General features: G+C 67.2%; 22 protein-coding genes. 11 read left to right on the top strand and 11 right to left on the bottom strand.

Going from position 1 to position 21,654, the window contains the following annotated elements:
* Positions 1-59 precede the first annotated feature (59 nt).
* Genes ACPVPU_RS01720 through ACPVPU_RS01710 form a run of 3 tightly spaced genes read right to left on the bottom strand, consistent with a single transcriptional unit; the run spans position 60 to position 2,939 of the window.
* Positions 60-737 (bottom strand): hypothetical protein, encoded by a 678-nt coding sequence (locus ACPVPU_RS01720; RefSeq protein ID WP_448659200.1) that lies wholly within the window; start codon positions 735-737, stop codon positions 60-62.
* A complete protein-coding gene (locus ACPVPU_RS01715) occupies positions 734-1,903 on the bottom strand; it encodes a cyclic GMP-AMP synthase DncV-like nucleotidyltransferase (RefSeq protein ID WP_448659199.1) in 1,170 nt (389 codons plus the stop codon). Before ACPVPU_RS01715 ends, ACPVPU_RS01720 begins: the two co-directional genes overlap by 4 nt.
* A 1-nt stretch (position 1,904) precedes the next feature.
* A complete protein-coding gene (locus ACPVPU_RS01710) occupies positions 1,905-2,939 on the bottom strand; it encodes a CBASS cGAMP-activated phospholipase (RefSeq protein WP_448659198.1) in 1,035 nt (344 codons plus the stop codon).
* 111 nt (positions 2,940-3,050) lie between these two features.
* On the opposite strand from ACPVPU_RS01710, the gene ACPVPU_RS01705 reads away from it, so the two are divergent.
* Both ACPVPU_RS01705 and ACPVPU_RS01700 read left to right on the top strand, forming a co-directional pair.
* Positions 3,051-3,362, top strand: a complete 312-nt coding sequence (locus ACPVPU_RS01705; protein ID WP_448659197.1) for a helix-turn-helix domain-containing protein — start codon at positions 3,051-3,053, stop codon at positions 3,360-3,362.
* A 20-nt stretch (positions 3,363-3,382) separates the two neighbouring features.
* Entirely contained in the window at positions 3,383-4,210 is an 828-nt protein-coding gene (locus ACPVPU_RS01700) for an ImmA/IrrE family metallo-endopeptidase (protein ID WP_448659196.1), read from the top strand.
* Positions 4,211-4,672: 462 nt separating this feature from the next.
* Here ACPVPU_RS01700 and ACPVPU_RS01695 read toward each other — a convergent pair whose 3' ends face one another.
* A complete protein-coding gene (locus tag ACPVPU_RS01695; protein WP_448659195.1) occupies positions 4,673-5,893 on the bottom strand; it encodes a HEPN domain-containing protein in 1,221 nt (406 codons plus the stop codon).
* A 24-nt stretch (positions 5,894-5,917) separates the two neighbouring features.
* On the opposite strand from ACPVPU_RS01695, the gene ACPVPU_RS01690 reads away from it, so the two are divergent.
* The 4 genes from ACPVPU_RS01690 to ACPVPU_RS01675 all read left to right on the top strand — a co-directional run bounded on the left by ACPVPU_RS01690 (position 5,918) and on the right by ACPVPU_RS01675 (position 12,532).
* Complete coding sequence (locus tag ACPVPU_RS01690) at positions 5,918-6,472, top strand: RNA polymerase sigma factor (protein WP_448659194.1); 555 nt, start codon at positions 5,918-5,920, stop codon at positions 6,470-6,472.
* Positions 6,465-7,448, top strand: coding sequence for a FecR family protein (locus ACPVPU_RS01685; protein ID WP_448659193.1), 984 nt, complete (start codon positions 6,465-6,467; stop codon positions 7,446-7,448). Before ACPVPU_RS01690 ends, ACPVPU_RS01685 begins: the two co-directional genes overlap by 8 nt.
* A gap of 63 nt (positions 7,449-7,511) precedes the next feature.
* Positions 7,512-10,424, top strand: coding sequence for a TonB-dependent receptor domain-containing protein (locus ACPVPU_RS01680; protein ID WP_448659192.1), 2,913 nt, complete (start codon positions 7,512-7,514; stop codon positions 10,422-10,424).
* Positions 10,421-12,532 carry an Atxe2 family lasso peptide isopeptidase gene (locus ACPVPU_RS01675; protein WP_448659190.1) on the top strand — a complete coding sequence of 704 codons (2,112 nt, stop codon included), beginning with the start codon at positions 10,421-10,423 and terminating at the stop codon, positions 12,530-12,532. The genes ACPVPU_RS01680 and ACPVPU_RS01675 overlap by 4 nt, the downstream gene beginning before the upstream one ends.
* Here the strand turns inward: ACPVPU_RS01675 and ACPVPU_RS01670 are convergent.
* The 7 genes from ACPVPU_RS01670 to ACPVPU_RS01640 form a co-directional block, all read right to left on the bottom strand.
* Positions 12,427-14,121 (bottom strand): asparagine synthase-related protein, encoded by a 1,695-nt coding sequence (locus ACPVPU_RS01670; protein WP_448659189.1) that lies wholly within the window; start codon positions 14,119-14,121, stop codon positions 12,427-12,429. The genes ACPVPU_RS01675 and ACPVPU_RS01670 overlap by 106 nt on opposite strands.
* Positions 14,118-14,795 (bottom strand): lasso peptide biosynthesis B2 protein, encoded by a 678-nt coding sequence (locus ACPVPU_RS01665; protein ID WP_448659188.1) that lies wholly within the window; start codon positions 14,793-14,795, stop codon positions 14,118-14,120. Before ACPVPU_RS01665 ends, ACPVPU_RS01670 begins: the two co-directional genes overlap by 4 nt.
* A 44-nt stretch (positions 14,796-14,839) precedes the next feature.
* Positions 14,840-14,962, bottom strand: a complete 123-nt coding sequence (locus ACPVPU_RS01660) for a benenodin family lasso peptide (protein WP_448659187.1) — start codon at positions 14,960-14,962, stop codon at positions 14,840-14,842.
* A 105-nt stretch (positions 14,963-15,067) separates the two neighbouring features.
* Positions 15,068-15,664: a GntR family transcriptional regulator gene (locus tag ACPVPU_RS01655; RefSeq protein ID WP_448659186.1), complete on the bottom strand. Its 597-nt coding sequence runs from the start codon at positions 15,662-15,664 to the stop codon at positions 15,068-15,070.
* On the bottom strand, positions 15,661-16,545 hold the full coding sequence (locus ACPVPU_RS01650; protein WP_448659185.1) for a phytanoyl-CoA dioxygenase family protein: 885 nt from the start codon (positions 16,543-16,545) through the stop codon (positions 15,661-15,663). The genes ACPVPU_RS01655 and ACPVPU_RS01650 overlap by 4 nt, the downstream gene beginning before the upstream one ends.
* Positions 16,542-17,147: an acyl-homoserine-lactone synthase gene (locus ACPVPU_RS01645; RefSeq protein ID WP_448659184.1), complete on the bottom strand. Its 606-nt coding sequence runs from the start codon at positions 17,145-17,147 to the stop codon at positions 16,542-16,544. The genes ACPVPU_RS01650 and ACPVPU_RS01645 overlap by 4 nt, the downstream gene beginning before the upstream one ends.
* Positions 17,148-17,199: 52 nt before the next feature.
* Positions 17,200-17,970 (bottom strand): LuxR family transcriptional regulator, encoded by a 771-nt coding sequence (locus tag ACPVPU_RS01640; RefSeq protein WP_448659183.1) that lies wholly within the window; start codon positions 17,968-17,970, stop codon positions 17,200-17,202.
* On the opposite strand from ACPVPU_RS01640, the gene ACPVPU_RS01635 reads away from it, so the two are divergent.
* From ACPVPU_RS01635 to ACPVPU_RS01615, 5 genes are all read left to right on the top strand, one after another.
* Positions 17,933-18,457, top strand: coding sequence for a transcriptional regulator domain-containing protein (locus ACPVPU_RS01635; protein WP_448659182.1), 525 nt, complete (start codon positions 17,933-17,935; stop codon positions 18,455-18,457). The two genes, ACPVPU_RS01640 and ACPVPU_RS01635, sit on opposite strands and share 38 nt — an antisense overlap.
* Positions 18,429-18,950, top strand: coding sequence for a DNA -binding domain-containing protein (locus ACPVPU_RS01630; RefSeq protein ID WP_448660574.1), 522 nt, complete (start codon positions 18,429-18,431; stop codon positions 18,948-18,950). The genes ACPVPU_RS01635 and ACPVPU_RS01630 overlap by 29 nt, the downstream gene beginning before the upstream one ends.
* A gap of 223 nt (positions 18,951-19,173) precedes the next feature.
* A complete protein-coding gene (locus tag ACPVPU_RS01625; protein ID WP_448659181.1) occupies positions 19,174-19,983 on the top strand; it encodes a DNA -binding domain-containing protein in 810 nt (269 codons plus the stop codon).
* Between the two features lie 297 nt (positions 19,984-20,280).
* Positions 20,281-21,258: an ArdC family protein gene (locus ACPVPU_RS01620; RefSeq protein ID WP_448659180.1), complete on the top strand. Its 978-nt coding sequence runs from the start codon at positions 20,281-20,283 to the stop codon at positions 21,256-21,258.
* Positions 21,255-21,653, top strand: a complete 399-nt coding sequence (locus ACPVPU_RS01615; protein WP_448659179.1) for a DUF2958 domain-containing protein — start codon at positions 21,255-21,257, stop codon at positions 21,651-21,653. Before ACPVPU_RS01620 ends, ACPVPU_RS01615 begins: the two co-directional genes overlap by 4 nt.
* The last annotated feature ends 1 nt before the right edge of the window (position 21,654 follow it).

Below are 21,654 nucleotides of genomic sequence, written 5' to 3'. Positions count from 1 at the left end.
TCGAGGAGCGGCGCAAGCTGCCGTACCCAGCGCGCGAGCGTCCACCTCGGTCACCTGCTTCACGCGGCCCGGGATTGGGCGTCTTCCCGTATAGTGCGGTGGACCTGCTTCATCAGCATGTACGACATGCTTCGCATGCAGTGGGCATCGATCATGCGCAGCGGCCGGCAAGAGAGGCGGGATGCGACCGCAGCTGGCGCGGGGGGCGGGTCAAGGGGCGTGTGAGGGGCCTCAGCGCCGCCCCACGTGCCGGTGACATGCCACATCTCGTAAAAGAACAGCCACTCGGCTGTCCATGGCAGGATGGTTTCGGCAAGCAGGCTCTGCCGCGTCCATTCCGTGCCGTCGGGGTAGTACAAGCACAGGTGCGCGCCGAGCGGATCATCGTGCGGCCCGTACAGGTGTGGCACCATCCGATGCGGTTCGCTGGATCGCCGCGACAATTGCGGCGCCCGTACCCGCACGACGGGGGGCCTGTACGGCATGATGATCTCGCCGTCGTCCACGCCGCGCTGGTCGATGACGCGGATCGTGTAGGGTGAAGAAAGAGGCTGGAGCTCACCCTCCCAAATCGAGATGCCGGCCTGGTTTACGATCAGGCGGAGAGAGGGAAAATGGGCACGCATAGCCTCGACCTGCATCGCGGCGAGATTCCAGGCGACTTGGGCGCGCCACCGCCCGGTGCCCGGAACGCACAGCGGCGCCTCCCACCCGACCTGCTCGCCGACAGGGCTCACCGCTCAGGGTCGCCGAAGAAGCGGTGCTGCGGTGCTGCTACGCTGCTCGCCGGAACCGCCGCGCCGAAGCTAACCGCACCGTTCTTCGCCGCGGAGAAGGTGCCAGCGCGGCTCTGGTTGCTGGCGCGCTCCACAGCCTTGCGGAAGCCGTCGAGGGCTGCGTGCTCGCCGAACAGGTCCTTCAGGATGTCCAACTTGCGCACCTGCGTCCCGTCGGCACGCACCAGTTCATCAAGGCGCTCGACCAACACGCCAAGGTCGCGGGCGAACAGGATATTCGACCCTTCACGCTTCGGCCAGCGATCGGACAGCACGTCCTCGGGGCAGGCGGGATTGGTGACGTACAGAGGCGTGGCGACCACCTCGCGCGCCAGATGAGCCGCCGCCGAGCGCAGATCGGCGACAAGGCCGGGCCGCTGGGGCGCCTCGGCCGCGATACGCGACAGCAAGACGGACGGGCAGCGATCATAGTCCCCGCGGTCGCAGCGGATGTCGCGGAAGCGCTTCAGCAGCTGGATCGCCAGCAGGCGGTCGGTCTTGTGCTCCGCCGGCTTCTGCTCCGGCACCGGCACGACATGCGCCAGGGTCGAGCGGCTCGGCGTGACGCTGCGCATCTCGATAGGGCTGTTGGGCCGCACCTTGGCGTCGAACCAGCGCGCGAAGCCTTCCGGGTTCGCAAGCGGGTGGTCCGGTCGCTCGGGATGGCGATCGAAGATGGAGACGACGCGCGGGTCGCGCCACGGAACCAGCACCGCCGGCGTGACGTCGAGGTGCATGTTCGCATAGCCGAGCGTGACGCAGCGCTTCTTGACCTCCAGCGTCGAGAACTTCAGGCGCCCCTTGCCCGCCTCAAGCGAGCGCACGACCAGTAGGAGTGCCGCCTCGGGTGAGGTCGCGGGATCGAGCGCCAACTCCAGCAGCAGGTCGATGTCGTAATCCTCTCGGTCGTCGTGCGCGGAGATCGTCGAGCCCATGCGGAACGATCCCTGAGGATAGATGACCGGGTGATACTCCGGCAGACCGCCCTCATGCTGATCGAGATACCAGCTGACGGCATCGAAGTGGGCAACGGCCTCGCCATAGGCCGTTGCGGTGAGCTGGATCTTGCGCGCCACGTCTGCGAGCAGGTCGTCATAGTATCGGTCGACGGGATTGGAATGCAGCATCTCAGGTCTCCGCTACGGTGTGGAACGGGACGAACGGCTCCCGGGTGCCGATGAAGAAGCAATCTTCGATGACCGGCAGATGGGCGCGCGCGCTGGCGCGTCCCATCCGCATGAGCGTGGCGATCTTCGAGGCGTCGTCGAGCGACGTGAAACCCGGCTCGACCGTCGGATTGATGCGGTGCAGGTGAGGGTTGGAATGCGGATGCCCGAGCAGCAGCTTGGCGGTCGCCTGGCTCAGCCTGTCCTGGCCCTGGAACATCAGCTCCAGCAGCCACTTCACGTTCTTCATGCCGACGACCTGCTTTACCGGATGCACGCTGTCGGTGCAGCCTAGGGAGAGCATACGCACTTCCGCCATCGGCCACTGCAGTACGGACGCGGCCTCAAGCGCCGCGGTCCCCATCGGATTGTTGGCCCAGATGCCGCCATCCAGCAGATGCGACGCGCCGTCGAAGCTGTGTGCCGGGAGGTAGGAGGGCGCCGCCGCGGTGGCGAGGGCCGCGTCGACCGCAAGCGCAGTGTAGTCGACCTTGAACCGAGGATGGTGCGCGGTCTTGAACACGTAGGGTCCGCCATGAATGGAATCGTAGGCCGGCACTACGAGGCGCGTCAGGCTATCGCCGATGAGCCGGGAGCCGAGCACATCCTCCAGCGCGCGCCGGAGTTCCCCTGCACCGTACTTGGCCGTTCCGATGTGCCGGAGGGTGCGGGCGATGCCGCGCAGCCGATCCACCAGCGCGCCGAACCGGCCTTGCGCAGGCGCCTGATCGAAGATTCCGGGACCGCGCTCTTCGTAGAAGCGGGAGATTTCGTCGGCGCTGATACCCATCGCCAAGCCAATCGCAATGATTCCACCGGTCGACGTTCCGGCGATGAGGTCGAATTGGTCGACCACCCTCATGCCAGTGCGCTGCTCCAGTTCGGCGAGGAACGCCGCGGGCATCGCCCCCTTCAGTCCGCCACCGTCGATGGCCAGAATCCGGCGGGGAAGGCTTCCGCCTTTCACTGCTCCGTCCTTCGACTCGTTGGCCATCATAAGCCCTTTCTGACGATTCGTAAGATATAGTGAACGGAAAGACGCTTGTAAACGGGTGCGAACGAAGCGTAAGATTAAGTTGACGGAGCGACGCGCCGAGGAGGAAACGATTTGTCATTAGCCGTAAAGCTGAAGGACCTGCGGACGCGGGCCCGTCAGTCGCTCCAGCAGGTTGCCGACGGCGTGGGCGTGTCGAAGGCCCACATCTGGGAACTCGAGACGGGCAAGAGCCGCAACCCCGGCATCGAATTGGTTCGTAAGCTCGCCGAGCATTTCTCGGTAACGATCGCCTTTCTCACCAGCGACGAAGGGGAACAGGGCGAGGATCCTGCGGCACTCCAGTTCTTCCGCGATTTCGATGGTCTGTCCGACCGGGACTGGGATGCATTGCGGTCGATTGCCGAAAGGCTGAAAGGGAAGTGACCGTCAACGAGGAGCTTCTTATGGATCTCGCCGACTGCGGATCCCCAGAGCGACTCCTCGCTGTCATTCTTCAGCACCATCCCGAATGGCGGCCACCCGTGGACATCGAGACGTTCGCGCGCACCGTCGGCATCATCGACTTCGTCGATCTCGAGGCGGACGGGTTCGTCGGCGCGCTCCAGACAGACATGGAGAAGACGAAAGGCATCATCCTCGCCGCCGCCGGGCTCTCGCGGGCCCGCCGACGCTTCACCGTCTCGCATGAACTAGGACATTACCTGATTCCGGCACATCGCGGCGACAAGCGCTGCACGACGCGGGATCTCTTGGAGAGCAGGCGCGAAACCTCGCATCAGAAGGAAGAGGCCCAAGCGAACCGGTTCGCCGCTGGCCTGCTCATGCCCAAGCCCTGGTTCGTCGATCAGGTCCACTCCTTCGGTAGCCCTGACATCGACCATCTCCGCATCCTCAGCGCCACATATGACGTGAGCCAGGAGGCTGCGGGCAGCCGTTACGCCGAGCTAACCGGCGAGGCGTGTGCCTTCGTTTTCCTGAAGGACGGCCGCATCCGATACAGCCGCACCTCGCGTTACTTTCCAGACCTCGCGATCCGTAGCGGGGATCAGGCCCCCAGCGAATGTCGCGACGCCGACAATGCTCGCGCCTGGCAGGACGTCAGGGCTTCGGACTGGCTTAAGCCCACATTGGCGCGGCAGTCCGACTTGCGCATGCAGATCCTCAACCAGGCCAACGGCTTCCAGACGGCGCTGCTGTTCATGGACAGTGTCGAGGAGAGCGAAGCCGAAGAGGACGACGACCTGGTGCGCCGCTACACCCCACGCTTCTGACTTCATTCAGATCGACGTAGCGCGGTCGACCAACCTTCTGAAAGTCCGCTGGCCGGCCTCGTCCAAGATCGATCGGCGGCCGCCCCTGACTCGTGAATCCGAGCTAAATTGCTGGACGGCTTACAAAGCCACGTCTCACCGCCGAGCTTGAATCAGCACCGCCGAGCTGGTCGCATCCCTAGACTAGCTCTAAGGTGAGACACGTGTCGATGCTGATCATCATGACCGGCGTGAGGGCTATGGAATTCATATTACCGGCAGGTGAAGCAGATCATTCGCCTGCCGGCGATGCCCATTGCGAAAAAACGCGAACGCTATGGCGGCGCTGAACGGCCGGGTAGGGTCGCGAGCCGTCTCTGCTGCGTTGCCCTAGGGTATGGCAGCTATCTCACGTGCGTCATCGAGAACCGGACCATCAACTCACGGCCGAACAACGGACGCTTGTTCTTAGATAGGCATCAATCAGTCGGTACCGACAATTCGATCGCGGCAAACCTGTTCGACGACGACCGATAGTGCCTCGATCCTCTCACTGATCCATTCGAGCTCCTCGACGCTGATCCGGTAGTGCTTCGAATAGCGCGCGTTGACATAGGCCTGCCGCAAGAGCTCAAAGCAGCGTTGCGCGAATTTTGTATCCCGGGGCCAAATTGTGATCAGGTTGGGGGCAGCGTTTTCAGCTTGCGAGCGGAGGAAATTCAGCTTGTGAGATTTTGGGCTGTACAGCGAATGCACGAGTAGCGTGGTATGATAAAACCGCTCTGCTGCTTGATGAAGCAGAAACGCGGCTTCATTATGCCTAGCTTTGCTGATCGAATATCGAGCGGTGTCCAAAAAGCCCGCTGCACTTGAAAACCACTGATCGAAATGAGCCTGGGCCTCTTGCCTGACGGCCTCTGGCGTCAGGGGCCGGGGCGCATCCAACGGGTGGCCGTCGGCTTCGTACAGGGCGATGCCCTGGTTCGCGATATCGACGAAGAATGGCCTACCCCTTGCGAGCTGGTCGTTCACATCGGCAAGGCTGTGGACGATGAAGTTGACCGGTGCGCCGATCGCCTGCGCGATCGTGACTTCCCGGGTCAGGTGATCGTCTGCTTTTGCCCAATATTCGAGCGTATCGGTCAACCGCTCGTCGCTGACCACCACCAGCAGGTCATAGTCCGAGACATATCCGCCGACCGGATCGTCCACCCAGTCGCCCCGCGCATGGCTCCCATAGAGGATGACCTTGAGGATCCTGCCCTGCTTCTTCCACTTCTGCGTTGCCAGTCGCGTGGCGTCCTCGAACTCTGCGAACAGCACCTGCACCGCGCGGTGCAGGTCGCGGCGTTTCCGGTCCGGAAGATGGTCGAGGTCCGTTCGCATTGTGTTCGAATCTTCCCCGATGCCGGGCTGCAATGCAAGCCGGTTGGGGTCCGTCTGGCCCTGCTTGCAAAATGAATTCAGGGGGATAGTCTTGGCCTTGCGCAACCCTCGGGCTGCGCCGAGGCTTGAGGACCTCGCTTGGGACCTTTGGGCCGGGGCGGCATGGCGTTCCGGGCCGCTGGCGTAGATGTCCAGGCCGCTGGCGCGGCTAAAAACGCCGGCCATGTCCCATCGCGCGTGACCCGATCGCCGGCAGGGCCGGTTTGCCTCGCGCTGGAGGTATTTCCTGCTCACGGCATTGTCGCGCGTGCGGGCCATCCTGGCGCGCTGCCGGGGGTCGGCATGATCGACCGCGGCGGCACCCGGCGCGTGCGCCCGGCGGATGACGAGTTCCAGCTGGTCGAGACCCTCTATGCAAGCGAGGCCGCGCGCCTCGGCCGCGTGCCGTCTCCCGGATCTTCGCACCAGGATCGAAGCGATCTCGTCCATGACGCCTTTGTCCGGCTGCTCGCGCTCGGCCCGGAGCGGCTCCGGCAACTCGCCGCCGAACAGCCGGTCGGCTATCTGCGCCGCATCGCGCGGCACATCGGCCTCGACCACGCCAAGCGCGATCGACGCCGCTCGGCCGCGCTGCACGTGCCGCTCGAGGATGCCGATGCGCATGGCATCGACCTCGAACGCCAGATAGAGGCACGCGACACGCTTCGCCAGGTGGAACAGGCCGTGGCCGCCATGCCGCCGCGCACCCGGTCCATCTTTATCGCTCGCCGCGTCCACGGCATGAGCTATGCCGAAATCGCCGGGGCCGGCGGCATGAGCATCAAGGCCGTGGAAAAGCAGATGGGACGGGCTCTCCAGATCCTCTCTCGAGAAATGGACCGGCTCGGCCATGACTGACGAGGCGCGGCTTCGACGCGAAGCTGCCGATTGGCTAGCCCGGCTCGAGGGGCCGGATGCCGACCTTCACCGGCCGGCCTATGCGCGTTGGCGCGATGCGCACCCCGCCCATGCAGCAGCGATGGCAAGGCTCGAGCGCCACTGGGCAGCCAGCCATGTCCTCTCCGACAGCGCCCTCGTCAATACCAACCCGCTGCGACCGCCATGGTGGCGATTGCCCCATGGCCGGACGACCCTGGCACTCGGCGCCGCCGCATCGATTGCGCTGGTCGCCGCCTTCGCGATGCGCCTGACGGAACCGGTTGCAACCGCGACCCGGCTGGCCAGCGCTGTCGGCGAACTGCGCGCGCTGACCCTTTCCGACGGGACCCGGGTAACGCTGGACACCGACAGCCGCATCGCCGTCCGGTTCGACGGCTCCAGCCGCGAGATTGTTCTCCACCGCGGGCGGGCACGGTTCGACGTCGCCGCTGATCCCCGCCGGTTCATGGTGACCGTCGGCGACCTCGTCATTCTCGACCGCGGCACGGTCTTCGACGTTCGTGCCGAGCGCGGCCAGGTCCAGGTCGCACTGATCGAGGGCGACGTGGAAGTGGCGGGGCGCTCCCCTGGACAGCTCGCGCGCCCGGTCCGGCTTCGGCCCGGGCAACAGGTCAGCCTTCCCGGCGCCGGGGCGGCAACGCCTTCGATCGGCCCGGCTGCCGGCACGGCCTGGACAAGCGGGATGCTGAGCTTCGATGGGACGCCGCTGGTCGCCGTGGCGGCCGAAGCCAACCGCTACAGCCGGACCCCGCTGGTCGTTGCCGACCCGGCCATTGTCGGCCTGCACGTCACCGGCTCCTTCCGCGCAGGCGAGCAGGCCGCGCTTGCCGACAGCCTCGCCGCGATGTTCGACCTCCGCCTCGAGCCGGGCCCCGATGGCAGCATTCGTCTCACAGGCGAGCCTGCAAAAAAATCGGAGGCTGGTGGGGGGTAGATCGCCCGCCTGTCGTTTGGCCCTCCCGAGACGCGGCATGCCCGCCGCGCGGGGAGGTTCGAGATGAAGCATTCAATGATCCTGGGGGCGAGCGGCCTGTACCTCGTCATGGCGATGCCGGCGATGGCGCAGTCGGCCCGCGACTATGACCTGCCGGCGCAGCCGCTCGGCACGATGCTGGGCGAAATCGGCCGCCTGTCGGGCCGCAATGTGATGGTCGCCTCGGAACTGGTCGAAGGCAGGACCGCACCTGCGCTCAAGGGCCGCTTCGATGTTGCCGCTGCGCTCGCCACGGTCCTTACGGGCAGCGGCCTTCGCGCCGAGCGCATGGGCGATGGCTTCATCATTCGACGCACACGCCCGGGCCCGGCACCGGACCGTGTCGACACCGGGGCGGATGGCGAGATCGTCGTCACCGGCACGCGCATTCGCGGCAGCGGCCCGGTCGGCGCCAATGTCGTGACGATCGACCGCGAGGCCATCGACCAGAGCGGGCGTGCGACCACCCAGGACGTCCTTGCCGCCTTGCCCCAGAATTTCGGGGGCGGTGCCTCCGAGGCCACGCCCGGCTATTCCGTGCGCAACAACGCCAGCATCAACATCGGCTATGGGAGCGCCGTGAACCTTCGCGGTCTCGGCGTTACCTCGACCCTGGTCCTGGTCGAGGGCAATCGCAGCGCGCTTGGCGGCGGCGGGACCTTTGTGGACCTGAGCCTCATCCCCGCCAGCGCGATCGAGCGGATCGAGGTGCTGCCCGACGGGGCCTCGGCCATCTACGGGTCGGATGCGGTTGCCGGCGTCGTCAATGTCCGGCTGCGGAACCGCTTCAAGGGCGCGGAGACGCAGCTGCGCTATGGCATGGCCGACGGGTTCGACGAGCTTCAGGCAAGCCAACTCCTTGGCTTCGGCTGGTCCAGCGGCCAGCTGACCGGCGCCTATGAATATTATGAACGGGGCAGGCTGCGCGCCGATGATCGTCCGTTCGCGACCGAGGATCTTCGTCCGTTTGGCGGCCCGGACTACCGCCAGACCTTCGGCAATCCCGCGACCATCGTCGCGGCCGATGGCCGCCTCTTCGCCATTCCCGCCGGCCAGGATGGACGGTCGCTCGAGCCGGGCGACCTTGTTGCCGGCGTCGCGAACCGGACTGACGGACGCGCGGGCGGGGACCTGTTGCCGCTGACCCGCCGGCATGCCGGTTCGGTCACCTTGCGCCAGTCGCTGGCGCCGGACCTCGAATTTACGGCGCGGGGTGTCTATGCGGATCGGTATTCCGACACCCGCTATCTGCCCGGGCTGACCGCCGTCACGGTGACGCCTGCCAACCCCTTCTATGTCGATCCCATCGGCACGAACCGGCCGATCAGCGTTCGCTACGACTTCCGGCGCGATCTTGGCCCCTACCGGCTCACCTCCTCGGTCGAGAACCTGGATGGCAGCGCCGCGCTTCGCTTCAGCCCGGGCCGCTGGCAGCTCGAGCTTGGCGGCTCTTATGGCGAGCAGCGCGAGCAGCTGCTCACGCGCAATGTCGTCAACCAGGTCCGGCTTGCCGCTGCGCTCGCCGATCCCGATCCGGCAACCGCGTTCAATGTGTTCGGCGATGGCAGCTTCACCCCGCAGGCGACAATCGACCGAGTGCGCGGCAGCAATCGTCAGAACTCTACATCGACGATCTGGTCGGTGACCGCCAAGGCGGACGGCCCGCTCGCGTCGCTGCCTGCAGGGGACATCCGCATCGCCATTGGCGGCGAATATCGACGCGAACGGAGCACCTCGAGGTCAATCCAGGATCAGTTTACCGCTGGTCCGGTCGATGGCGGGACCGCCGGCTTTCCGCTCGCGCGCTCGGTACTCGCCGGCTATGGAGAGCTGCTCATCCCGCTCGCCGGCCCGGACCAGGGCATGGCCGGGCTTCGCCGGCTCGACGTGTCGCTCGCCGCGCGCATCGAGGACTATAGCGACTTTGGGACAACCACCAATCCGAGGCTCGGCATCAACTACGAGCCGCTCGATGGCCTCAGCCTTCGCGGATCGCTGGGCACCTCGTTCCGCGCGCCGAGCTTCCTGGATGTCCGGACCGGACCGGGGCTCAATCAGGTCGTACCCTTCCGGCTTGCCGACCCGGCCTCGCCGACCGGCACGACCGCCGTCATCGCCTTGTTCGGCAATGATCCCGATATCGGCCCCGAGACCGCCCGGACCCTGACCCTTGGCGCGACCGCCGCCCCGAAGCCGGTGCCGGGCCTGACGCTCAGCGCGACCTATTTCGACATTCGCTACACTAACCGCATCTACAACCCTGCCGTCGATTTCCAGCTGATGCTCGCCCAGCGCAGCCGGTTCGAGACACTGATCCGCGATGCCCCTTCGAGCACCGAGATCGCCGCGCTTTATGCCGACCCCTTCTTCTTCAATCCGTTCGGGATCGCTCCCGGCGCGATCGCCGCCATCGTCGATGCCCGCAATGCCAACCTCGCCAGTACCCGGGTCAATGGCCTCGACTTCGATATCGGCTATGCGACCGGTCGTCCGGGTCGCCGGTTCGAACTTGGGATCGGCGGCGCCTATCTGTTCCGCATCCGCCAGCAGCTGACCGAAAGCGCGCCCTCGGCCGACGTCGTCGGCACCATCGGCAATGCCGGCGACCTGCGATTGCGTGGGCGCATGAGCGGCGAGCTGGGCATTCTCGGTGCGGCCGCTTTCGTCAATCATGTCGGCGGCTATCTCAACAATGGGGTCACGCCGGTCGAACGCGTTGAGGGCTGGACGACGATCGACCTTCAATTCTGGCATGACTTCAGGGCCAGCAGGGGCATCCTGCAGGGGCTTCGCCTGTCGCTCGCCGCCACCAACCTGCTCGACAAGGACCCGCCCTATGTGAACAATCGCACACCCTTCTCCGCCTCCGCCTTCGATCCCGAACAAGCCAGCCCGATCGGACGGCTCGTCGCTCTTCAGCTGGTGAAGCGCTGGTGAGGCGGGTGTTGCCGTTGCTGCTTGCCCTTGCGGCAGGCACGACCGCCACGGCCGGTCCAACGCTTCGCGAAACCATCGAGCTTGCCGATCTCTCCAGCATCGCCGCATCGCCTGATGGAAAGCATGTCGTCTATCGGCAGGAAAGCGGATCGATCGAGCGCAATGGCCATGCGCTCGACTGGTTCGTGGTCCCGGTCGATGGGAGCCTGCCGCCCCGGCGCATCGGCGGCGCGGGCGACGGGGGCTGGCTCAACGGCACGCTGCTGACCGAGCCGCCACTCTGGTCGACCGATTCCCGCTGGATCCTCTACCGGGCGACCATCGATGGCGAGACCCAGCTCTGGCGCGCCTCGGTCGATGGGGAGCGGGCGGAGCGCGTGACGAGCGAGCCGGGCGATGTCGCAGATCTGCTTCAACTCGATGGCGCGTTCGCCCGGTTCCGGGTCAAGCCCGACCGCGCGGCGATCGAGCGCGCGGAAGCCGCCGCCCGTGACAAAGGCGTGCGGATCGATGCGACCATCGACCCCTCAAGGCCCCTGCTGCGCGGCGGCCTGATCGATGGCCGCCGTGCATCGGAGCGCCTGCATGGCCGATGGTTCGGCAGCGCCGGCCTGCTCGGCGACCAGCCACCCGTGGCGAAGCGGCTCGATCTTCGCGATTTCAGCATTCATGCCGGCACGGCTTCTCCCCCACCCGCCCCGCTGCCCGACGGCGTGAAGGGGCGCGAGATCATGCGGAGTGTCGATTTCGGCGATCCCCGCGGCGTCGTCCACCTCCTCTACCGGAATGGCGTCGTCGAGCCCGTCCTTGCCCGACGCGGCCGCGCCATCGCCTGCCCGGACCCGGCCTGCCAGGGGCGCCGCATCCTCCATGCCGCCTGGATCCCCGGATCAAACGCTTTGCTGCTCGCCGACAGCCTCGAGACTGGCGGCACGATCCTGCTCCGCTGGGACATCGGGCTGGGCCGGGTCACTCGGATCGCCGAGACCATCGACACGCTCAATGGTGGGCGCGACCGAAGCCAGGGCTGTGCCGTCACAGCCGCTGCAGCCATCTGTGTCGCCGCCAATGCCAATCACCCGCCCCGTCTGGTGGCGATCGATCTTGCCGATGGTCGCATGCGGACCCTCGCCGGGCCCAATGCCGGGATCGCCGAGCGGATCACCCTGCGGTTCGAGCCGGTCGAGTGGCAGGACCGGCAAGCACGGCGCTTTACCGGCCAGCTGCTCCGACCGCTCGGTCCCGCCAGGCCTGCGCCCCTGTTCATTACCTATTATTCCTGCCCAGGCTTTATCCGGGGCGGTCTGGGCGATGAATTTCCGCTGCGCCAGCTGGCGGAGCATGGCATCGCGGCCCTGTGCATCAACCGATACCCGGCCCAGGATGGAGAGGCCGCCAATCGCGAGGCTTATGCGATCGCCGCGTCGGGGATCGAGGCGATCATCGACCGGCTGGCCAGGGAAGGCGCGATCGATCCGAGCCGCGTTGGCATGGGCGGAGTCAGCTTTGGCGGCGAGGTCGCCGCTTGGATTGCCATCCATTCGCCGGACCGGCTTGCTGCGCTGTCCATCGCCAATGTCATGCCGACGCCGACCTATTATTGGCAGAACGCGGTCGAGGGCCGCGATGTGCCCGCCATGCTGCTCAGCGAATGGGGCCTTGGCGAGCCGTCTCCGGCCGACCCGGCCTGGCGGCAGCTCTCGCCAGCCTATAATACCGACCGTATCCGGACGCCGTTCCTGATGCAGCTGCCCGAGCAGGAATATCGACCCAATATCGAGCTGCTCGCCCGGCTGCAACGGGCGGGAACCCCGGCCGAGCTCTGGGCCTTTGCCGATGAAGCGCATATCAAATGGCAGCCCCGGCATCGCCTCGCCGCCAACCAGCGCAACCTCGACTGGTTCCGCTTCTGGCTGGCAGGCAGCGTCGACGACAACCCGGCCAAGGCAGCGCAGTATCGCCGCTGGTGCCGCTGGGCATCGGCGCCTTCCACCAGCTGTACTCAATTCCTCGTCGACAGCCAGCCTCTCGCCCAGGCCTCGGCATCGATCAGGGGGAGCAGCAGGAACATGCGCTCGTCCGCAGGCAAGGCGCCGCCGCAGAGATAGGCCTCGAGCCGGGGGCGGTCGACAAGGCCCCCAGCCGCCAGCGCGCCGTCGAGCAGGAACGCGCGCAAGCCTGCCTGGTTGGCGAGGATCGCGTGCATGGCGAAACGGTCCAGACCGCCCTTGGCACCCCGGTCGACATGGCCGGCCGGCAGCAGGCTGCGGAACGCCTCGCGCGCGACCGCCCGGTTGCGGCCATTCGCGACCTGCAGCCAACTCGGCACCCTGAGACATGCTTCCACCACGGGCTGGCTCATCAGCGGGAACAGCGACGGTCGATGGCGCTGCCGTGGATAGCCGTCGAGATGCGCCATCGCCGCGAGGATGGAGCGGACATGGCTCCGACGCCCCGGCAACAAGCCGTCGGGCTCCGAAAACCAGGGATGGGCGGCGGGTTGCGCCGGGATAGCATCAGGAGCCATGAACCCCGGCACCTGCGGCCAGTACCGATGCAAGGGCGGCCGCAGCGCCTGGCGGATGGCGAGCGCAGTGACACGCCATGCCGAGGCGTTGCGCAGCCGGGCGATCTCAATGACGGTGCGGGCAAATCCGGTGCCCACGCCTTCGCGCCGAAGCCTGTCGGCGGCGGGTGCAGCCGAAGCGGGAGAGCAGAGCACGCTGTCGCCGCCAGTGCCGCTGACAAAGGCGTCGGCGCCCAGGCTGCCGGCAGCTTCGGACAACAGGGCATCCGCCGGGCGGATCAGCATCGGCAGGCCCGGGCGTGCCAGTCCCTCCCGATCCACCATAGTCAGGTCCACCGCATCGGAAACATCGCGCAACGCCAGCGACAGGCCGCAGTGCCCAGCGACACGCCCGGCATGGACGCGCTCGTCACCCTCGCCATTGCTCGTCACCAGGTTGATGGCAAAGGCCTGCATATTCGACCGCGTGAGGCACGCCGCCAGGATCGAGGAGTCCAGCCCGCCCGACAGCTCGAGCAGCGGACGGGCATGCGCGCCAGCCAGTCCCGCCGTCGCCCGGATGGCGGTATCGCGGACCAGCGCTGCCGCAATGGCCGGGTCGGGTATCGCCATTTCCGGCGCCGTGAAACGCCATGGCGACCAGGCCAGCGTGCGATGGGTTGCCGCAGGGGTCACGTGCAGACGCTCGCCCGGCACCAATTCGCTGATCCCCGACAATCCGGTCGCGGTGCCGCGCAGGTGCGGGAAGGCAAGATGCTCCGCCATGGCGTGCCAGTCGATCGATGGGCGGATCCCGCTCGCCTCGAGCAGGTCTCCGGCCCGGGCGGCGATCAGCGCCATGCCGTTCGCTTGGGTCCAATAGACTGGCAGGCACCCCATCGGTGCGCGAAGGATCGTTACTTCATCGCCTTGGCTGGTGACGGCAACATAGTTTCCCCAGCATCGCCCGACCAGGTCATCGAGCGATGCTCGTCCCGGATCGCCGATGCAACGGCCGATGATCATGCCGTCGGGCACGGTCGAGCACGGCGTCTCGGGACGCGTCAGCAGCAGGGCAAACCCTGATTGCCAGCACCGCACCAAACCAAGCTTCGCCGCAAGGCGCCGGGCCAGCGCGTCGCGTAGTGTCGCATCCCCGCCCGCAAGGATCAGGAAGCGGGGAATGGTCACAGGGCAAGCAGCGGCGTGAAGCGCCGCACATGGCCAATGCGATCGGTCAGCACAAGCGGTCCGCTTTGCAGCCAGCAATGCGCCGCGAAAGGTGCGGGCTGGACGCCGAAGACAAGGCGGGGGTCATGGCCTTGACGGCGCGCAAGGCGCAACAGGGCGAGTGAATCCGGCAGGCAGCGCGGACGGACCGGCAGCAATCGGCATAGGGCGGTATAGTGCCATGCAAGTGACGCCAGCTCGCTCTCCGATCCGGCGCGCCCGCGACGCTGGGTCCGCGCAATGCGGGCCAGCAGGCGATGCAGCGGGGTTGCGCGCAGCTCGGCCCTGACCGCGATCGCCGACCAGGCGATTTGCGTTGCACGGACAAGGCTGGGCCGGTCCTGTGGGCGTTCATCGTCCAGCAAATCCGCCAGCGGCGCAGGGATCGAAGCCAGGCTTGCATAAGGTTGGCAAAGATCGCCCGGCTGTCCGCGAACGAGGAAGCCAAGCTCCAGCAGCTGGCTGAGGCCGGCCTCTGTTCCGCAAAAAGGGTCTCCATTCGCTGCCTTGGCGAGCAGCAACGCCGCGGTGCCCGGCAGCTGCCAGTAGCGGTCCGCCTCGACATCGAGCAGGATAGTGCGGTCCTCGAAAGCGGCATGGCCGAGGCCGCCGCGAAGGCGGTAATGAAGCGCCATGGCGTCGAACAGGGCGGGTACCGTGCGGGCACCCGCCCTGCCGCTTACTCGACGTCGAGGCCGAGCTGCTCGGCGATCACGCCGAACTCGGTCCGCTGGCCGGGTGCGCCCTGGGTCTCGACACTGGCCGCGCCGAGATCGATCAGGCTGTCATGCTGGCGTTCCATGCTATGCTCCTTCGCTAAGCGTCGCAGAACTCCTGCGACCTTGGGAGCATGGGTCCGAGGGCTGGGTATTCGAACTTTATACGGGTTCGATATGTCGATTATCGATTACTCGCGGAGCAACGCCCTGGCGATGGCGGGGGCAGCGCGCTGGCGGCGGCGATGATAGCGCGCAAGCCCGGCGCGCAGGCTTGCTGCATCCCCCCTCTCCAGCGCTGCCTCGAGCGCATGCTGCTCGCCGTCCATGTCCGGGATGCAGATCGGCTCGACCAGCCGGGCGGCATGCAGCCGGGCAATGATGCCTCGCATCGCAAGCCCATGCTCCGCATTGGGCGACGCGTCGGCAAGGGCGCCGAGTATCCGCGCCATGCGGTCGGCATGCGACAGCACCGGATCGGGCTGGGCAAGTGGCCGCAGCGGCACGGCCGCGCGCAAGGCCATGGCAGCAACCTCGCCGCACCAGCCATAGAGGTCAGCAATGCCCGGGGCATCGGGAATAGGGACATGAAAGCCGCCGCCCGGCCGCACCTCGACCAGCCGCTCGCCCAGCAGGACACACAGGGCTTCGCGAACCGGCGTGGCGCTGGACAGGAGCCGTTCGGACAGCGCCGCCGGATCAAGCCGCATGCCTGGCCGCAGGTCCCGCTCGAGGATCATCCGCCGCAGCCCATCGAGCACCCGCTCGGCGGTCGGGCCGCCATTCACTGCTGCGCCTCACGCATAAAGGCAGCGACCAGTTCCGCCTGGTCCGGACGCAGCGTATCGATCGCGCCCAGCGGCGCATCGGGTTCGCCGCCAAGCAGTATTGAGGGGCATTGGCCCTCGAAATTGCCAAGATTGGGGCGATGCTGGCGATAGCCGACCAGCGCCGCGAGATCGGGGCTGAACCGCGATGCGATTGCCGGCGGATAGGCGAGCCACGGATTCTCATAGGGTTTCAGCCAGCCTGCCGAATAGCCGATGACAACGCCGCGGCGCACCGCGTCCGTCCGGTTGGCGCCCGCGCCGTGCAGCGTCGAGCCGAGGAACAACAGCGCGTCACCCGGCGACATGGCAGCCGCGAGCGGCCGGCCCCTCGGATTGGGGGTGCCTGCCTGCATGCCATGGCTGCCCGGCCAGACCAGGGTCGCACCATTATCGGGCGTAAACGGGGTCAGCGGCCAGATCACATTGACGAGCAGCTCGGCTTCGCCCGGCTCGGCGCACCACATGTCGCGATCGCGATGCGGCATCTGCTGTGGCGCACCGGGATGGACGGCAATCGCCTGGGCGACGTTGAGCTGGATGCAGTCGCACCACCGCGTGAGCAGTGGCTCGACGATCGCCAGGACGAGCGGATGCATGACCAGCGTCTCCGCCTCGGGCGACCTTGCCAGCAGTCGCCCGAACCTTTTGGTCGTCTCCCCGTAAAAGCCGCCCTTGCCGAAGGGCGTGCGCGCAAAGGGGTCGGCAAGGTCGGCATCCAGCCGTTCGATCACACCACCCGGCACGAGGTCGGGAATGATGCAATAGCCTTGGTCGAGCAGGCGCATGCGCCACAGTTCCGGATCGGCTTCAGGGCGATGGGTTGGATGCAGCGCGCTCATGCCGCGACCTTTGCCTGATCGGCTGCGGTGATGCCGGCAGCGGCAAGCCGGGCGCGGGTGTCCGCCTCGATCGCGATCTCCAGCGCCACTAGCATCTCGCCATTGACGATCTTCGGAAGCCCGAGCGGACGGCACCGCCAGCCAAAGGCGAGGATCTGCTGGAACCACGCGATGCCGGCGATCGCGGTATAGCGGGTAATGGCATTGGCCGTAGCATGGTCGACCAGGGCGACGACCAAGGCGTCCCGCAGGGCGCGCCGCTCCCGGGATGTGAGCGAGCGATCAAGGCAGAAGCGGGTGATCTCGAAGATCGACTGGCCCGTCGGAACCGCGTCCTCGCACAGGTCCGGAAAGCGGTCGCCGAGCAGATGCGGCGCCGTCGTCGGCAAGAGCCGGGCCGAGGCGAGGTGCCCGCCCTGGTCGTCGGCGATGACAAGATATCGCGCGCCTGGCGTGTCGAACTGGTCGACCTCATAGGTGCCGGCGAGCACCGGCACATCCCACTTGAGCAGGTCGACAAATACCTGCTTGCGGGCTGCGAACATCGCGCGAAGCACGTCATGGTCGGCATCTGGGTCGGTTGGCTGGATCAGTCGGATCATGGTGGTTCCCTCCTCGGATGCCGCCGTGATCGATCGGCGCGGGTCCTCCCCGCTATCCCCAGAAAGGGGGATGGCCCCGCCGTAGCACGTCGTTGAAGCTGATCGTTCCGTCGAACAAGGCACGGATGACCAGCAATGTCCGCTTGCTTACTGCATAGCGATCGCAGGCCTGCTTGACATGAGTGACCACCGTCTCCTCGCTCACGCCGAGTATCCGGCTGATCTCCCAGTTACTCTTGCCGCGTCCGATCCAGACCACGCAGTCCCTCTGGCGGTCGGTCAGCGCCGGTGCACCGGGCAGCATCTCGCCTCGCGCAATGGACAATCGCCGCGCGGCTTCGAAGGCGAAGGCGCCGGCAAGCTGGGCGAGCGGCAGCACATCTCGCGGGAGGCCCCGTCCTGCGCGAATAGCGAACGAACACGAACCCCGCGCCTCGCCCGGGACATGTGCCGGGACGGTAAACCCATCGGCGATGCCCTGCTCGCTGCCCATGGCCAGCGTCTTAAGATCGTTCGCCGTCAGCGGGATCATCATCGGTATCCGCGACCAGGCAAAGCCGATGCTCGTCACATGGCTTGCGCGATGGACCGGGTCGGAGATCGCCAGAGCATGGCGCTCGTAATGCTCGGCCCAGCCCGCTGGATAATTGTGAAGCCGGATCGCCTCGGCATTGGCGGCGCGCAGGTCGATATGATGCGCAAGCGCAAAATAGTCGAAGCCCAGCGCTGTCGCGACTGCGTCCATCGCCTCGGCCAATTCGGCCGCGTCGCCGACGGACTCGATCATGCCCATCAGCTCGTGCGCCGCGTCCATCGTGCGCATCGCGCATCCCCGAGACCGCAGGCGGTGCTTCAAGCCACCGGTGCCCCTGCGACCGGCCTTTCCCGTCGCTGCGCGCGCCCTGCCGGTTCCTCACGCCGACCTGCCGCGCCTTTGTCGAAACCCGAAGGCTATCATAGGCTCGCCCGGTTCCCAAACAGCGGCCATGCAGCGGTGTGCGGCGGCTTTGCGTACGATGGCTGACCGGCCCGACTGGCGCGACCCCGGGCCCTATGCCCGGCTCGCGCGCATCGACCGGGCGGGGTTGATGTGGGAATGGCTGCGCCGCGATCCCGGCTATGTCGCGTGGTACAGCTGCGCAAGCAAGGCCATGGACCATCGCAGCACCGACCTGCCGGGCCTCGCCCAATGGGGGCTTCATTTTCGCCGAAGACCCGGTCATCCCGGTCCCTCGAGCACGCATCGTCTGGCACGCGGCGCTCGACCCGTCGACGTTGCCGGTGGGCGTCATCGAGGCCCAGCCGGATGACCCCGACGGGGTGCATCTCGGCCGCCTCGCCCCATGGCTGACATTGGTCGGACGAGGACCGAGCAAGGAACACGTCGTGCTGAGCGATGGCTGGCGCCGCATCCGGCTCGATGTGGACCATGGATCGCTGCGCGGCACCGATCGGGTTCGGCTACACTACCGGTTATCCGGAATTGTCGACGCCGAGCGCCGGCTGCTCACGCTGCGCCGTCTGCTTGGCCTGTACCGCCATGGCCGGTTCACCAGCCGACTGTTCCCGACCGAGCCGCGAATAGCGCGCTGGCTCCTCTGCCTCAGGGTCAGTGACGGCCTCGCAAGAGGCGCAAGCCAGCGCGACATCGCCATCGCGCTCCACGGCGAGGCGCGGATCCGGCGGGACTGGCACCCGGGCAGCGCGCTGCACGCCCGGATCCGCCGCCTGACCAGGGCCGCGCGCGTCCTCGCAGACGGCGGCTATCGAAGCCTCATGCTGGGGAGCAGCCGCTTGCCCTGAACCCGGAGAAGCTGACAGCGACAAGTCCGTAGAGACGAAGATCGCTACCCCCGGCTTTCGTCCCTGCCGGCTGCCCCCGGCAACCGCCATGCCGCCATAATGGTGGGATCCAGTCGCCCTCGCCCCGCGATCATCATGGCAATGGCCGACGCTGTCCCATGGCAAGCATGCGAGGCGTATTGGGCAAGCGCGACCATATCCGCCCGGCGCAGCTTGACCAGCGATGTGGCGGCCACTGCCTGACGCCCCCCCCCGCCGCTCGTGCGGGGAGGGGGCGGGTGGTTGCGCCGCTGCCGATCCCCTGGCGCTCGCAGACGCCGGCCCCGCTGACCTTGCCTGGGAGTGGCTCCGGCGCAATCCCGCCTATCGCGCCGAGGCATCGCGATGGCTTGGACTAGCACAGCCGGTCACCGACCTGCCGACCGCACCTCTCAATCTCATCGAGGCGCTTGGCTGCCTGACCCTGCCCGATCCTTGTCTGGGTTGGCAGGACGCGTCCATCCTCTGGTCCTCAGAACTCGATTCGACTGTCCTGCCGCTTGCCGCGCTGCCGATGAGCGCAAGCATCGGGCTCGGCTTCGACCTTGCTGCATGGCCTGGCCGGGCGGCGATCTCGCGCGGCCCGGATGCCGAGCATGTCCGCCTCGACGATGATGCCGGCACGATCCGGATGGATCTCGTGACAGGGACACTTCTGGGTGGACCGGTCCGGCTGGTGCTCGATCCTGCCGCGCTTCGCACAGCGGCACCCATTGCTGGTCCGCTCGGCCGGTTGCTGGGGACGAATTGCATCCCGATACCCTCGACATCGGTTCGGCTTACGCGGCAGCAGCATCGCCGCCAGGTCCAGGCGTTGCAGGTCCATGATGCGCGAGCGCTCGGGGCGAGCATCCGCGACATCGGCATCCTGCTGTTTGGCGAAGATCGCGTGCAAGCCGATTGGGCAAGCGAAGCGCTCAAGTCCAACTGTCGCAGGCTGATCGCGTTGGCGAAGGCAATGGCCACGGGCGGCCATCGCGCACTGTTCGACTGAAACGAGGCAAAGGGTCGGGCATGACCGCGACAAGCGCGATGCCCTGCCGGGCGGATGGATGGACGCCGCTGCGCGCCGGCGTTGTCGATCGGGCCTTCCCGGATCGGCGGGCGTGGGCGGCCGCGTCCCTCTAGGCCCGGCACGGCCGGCGCAACCCCTTCGGGGTGCTCCAGTCCCTTGCGCCCTGGCGGTGCGCCGGCCGCTCCAGCCGGGCCTTCCGGTCGCTCCCTGCCGCCCACCCCCGCCTCATGCGGGAAGGCCATGGGGCTTTTTGCGGGCGGGACGAAAGGAGCCGTCATGCCAGCAAGGACCAAGCGCCAGGATCGGGGCAAGCCGGGGGATGGCGCCGCGCTGCCGCGCGCCAGCCTCTATGACGAGGTCACCCACCGCATCATTGCCGAACTCGAGGCGGGCCGCCTGCCCTGGGTTCAGCCATGGGGCACCAAGGGCACCACCGGCCCGGGCCTGCCGCGCAATGCGCTCACCGGCCGGGCCTATTCCGGCGTCAATGTCCTGATCCTGTGGGGCGCAGTGATCGAGAAGGGTTACCCCTCGCAATGCTGGCTCACCTTTCGCCAGGCCCTGGCGGCGGGCGGCTCGGTCCGCAAGGGCGAGCAGGGGCAGACCGTTGTCTATGCCGACCGCTTCATCCCCGAGGCCGAGCGGGACCGTTCCGCCCGCGAGGGCGACGACCCCCGGCAAATCGCGTTCCTGAAGCGGTTCACGGTGTTCAACGTCGCCCAGTGCGAGGGCTTGCGCGAAGGCCTTGCCAGCGATCCGGCCCCGCTGCCCGAGCGCGAGATCGTGCCGGTCGCCGAGGCCGTGATCGCCGCCTCGGGCGTCGCTTTCCAGGTCGGCGGCGACAAGGCCTTCTACATGCCCGCGCTCGACCGGGTGCAGGTGCCGCCCCAGCCCGCCTTCTACGACCAGATCAACTATTACCGCACCTGCCTCCACGAACTGACCCATGCGACCGGGCATCCCACCCGGCTCAATCGCTCGCTCGCCAACGCCTTTGGCAGCAAGGACTATGCCCGCGAGGAACTGGTCGCGGAAATGGGATCGGCGTTCCTGTGCGCCGCCCTCGGCATCGTGCCGACCGTTCGCCATGCCGACTATATCGGCGCATGGCTCGAGGTGCTGCGCGAGGACAGCCGCGCCATCTTCAAGGCAGCGAGCGCCGCCAGCAAGGCCGCCGACTGGCTGCTTGCCCGCCACCGCGAGGCGGGCGCTGACCGGCTCGACCCGGCACCGGCGGAAAGGATCGCGGCATGATCCTCCTGACCCCCGAATTGCGCGCAGTGCTCCGCGCCAATGCCGAGGCCCGCCATGCCGCGCTTCGCGCTGGCGGGGCCGAGCCCGACCCGTGCCCGGTCGTCAAGCTGTTCAACCCGCTCGGGGCAGCGACCTGGCTGGCGACCGAACTGGCCGAGGACGGCGATACCCTGTTCGGGCTGGCCGATCTCGGCTTTGGCTGCCCCGAGCTCGGCTCGTTCAGCCTAAGCGAGCTTGCCCGCCTCCGGCTGCCCTATGGCCTCGGCATCGAGCGCGACCTCGGCTTCGAGACCCGGCACCCCCTGTCCGCCTGGGCGCGCATGGCGCGCCGCACCGGCGCGATCCTCTTCGCCGAGCGCCAGTTGGCGCTGGCCGACCGGAATTCCCCGCCCTGAC

The sequence above is a fragment of the Sphingomonas paludis genome (genome assembly GCF_053502515.1).
The sequence above is the reverse complement of the archived record's forward strand: the minus strand, read 5'-3'. Positions and strand labels throughout refer to the sequence as shown.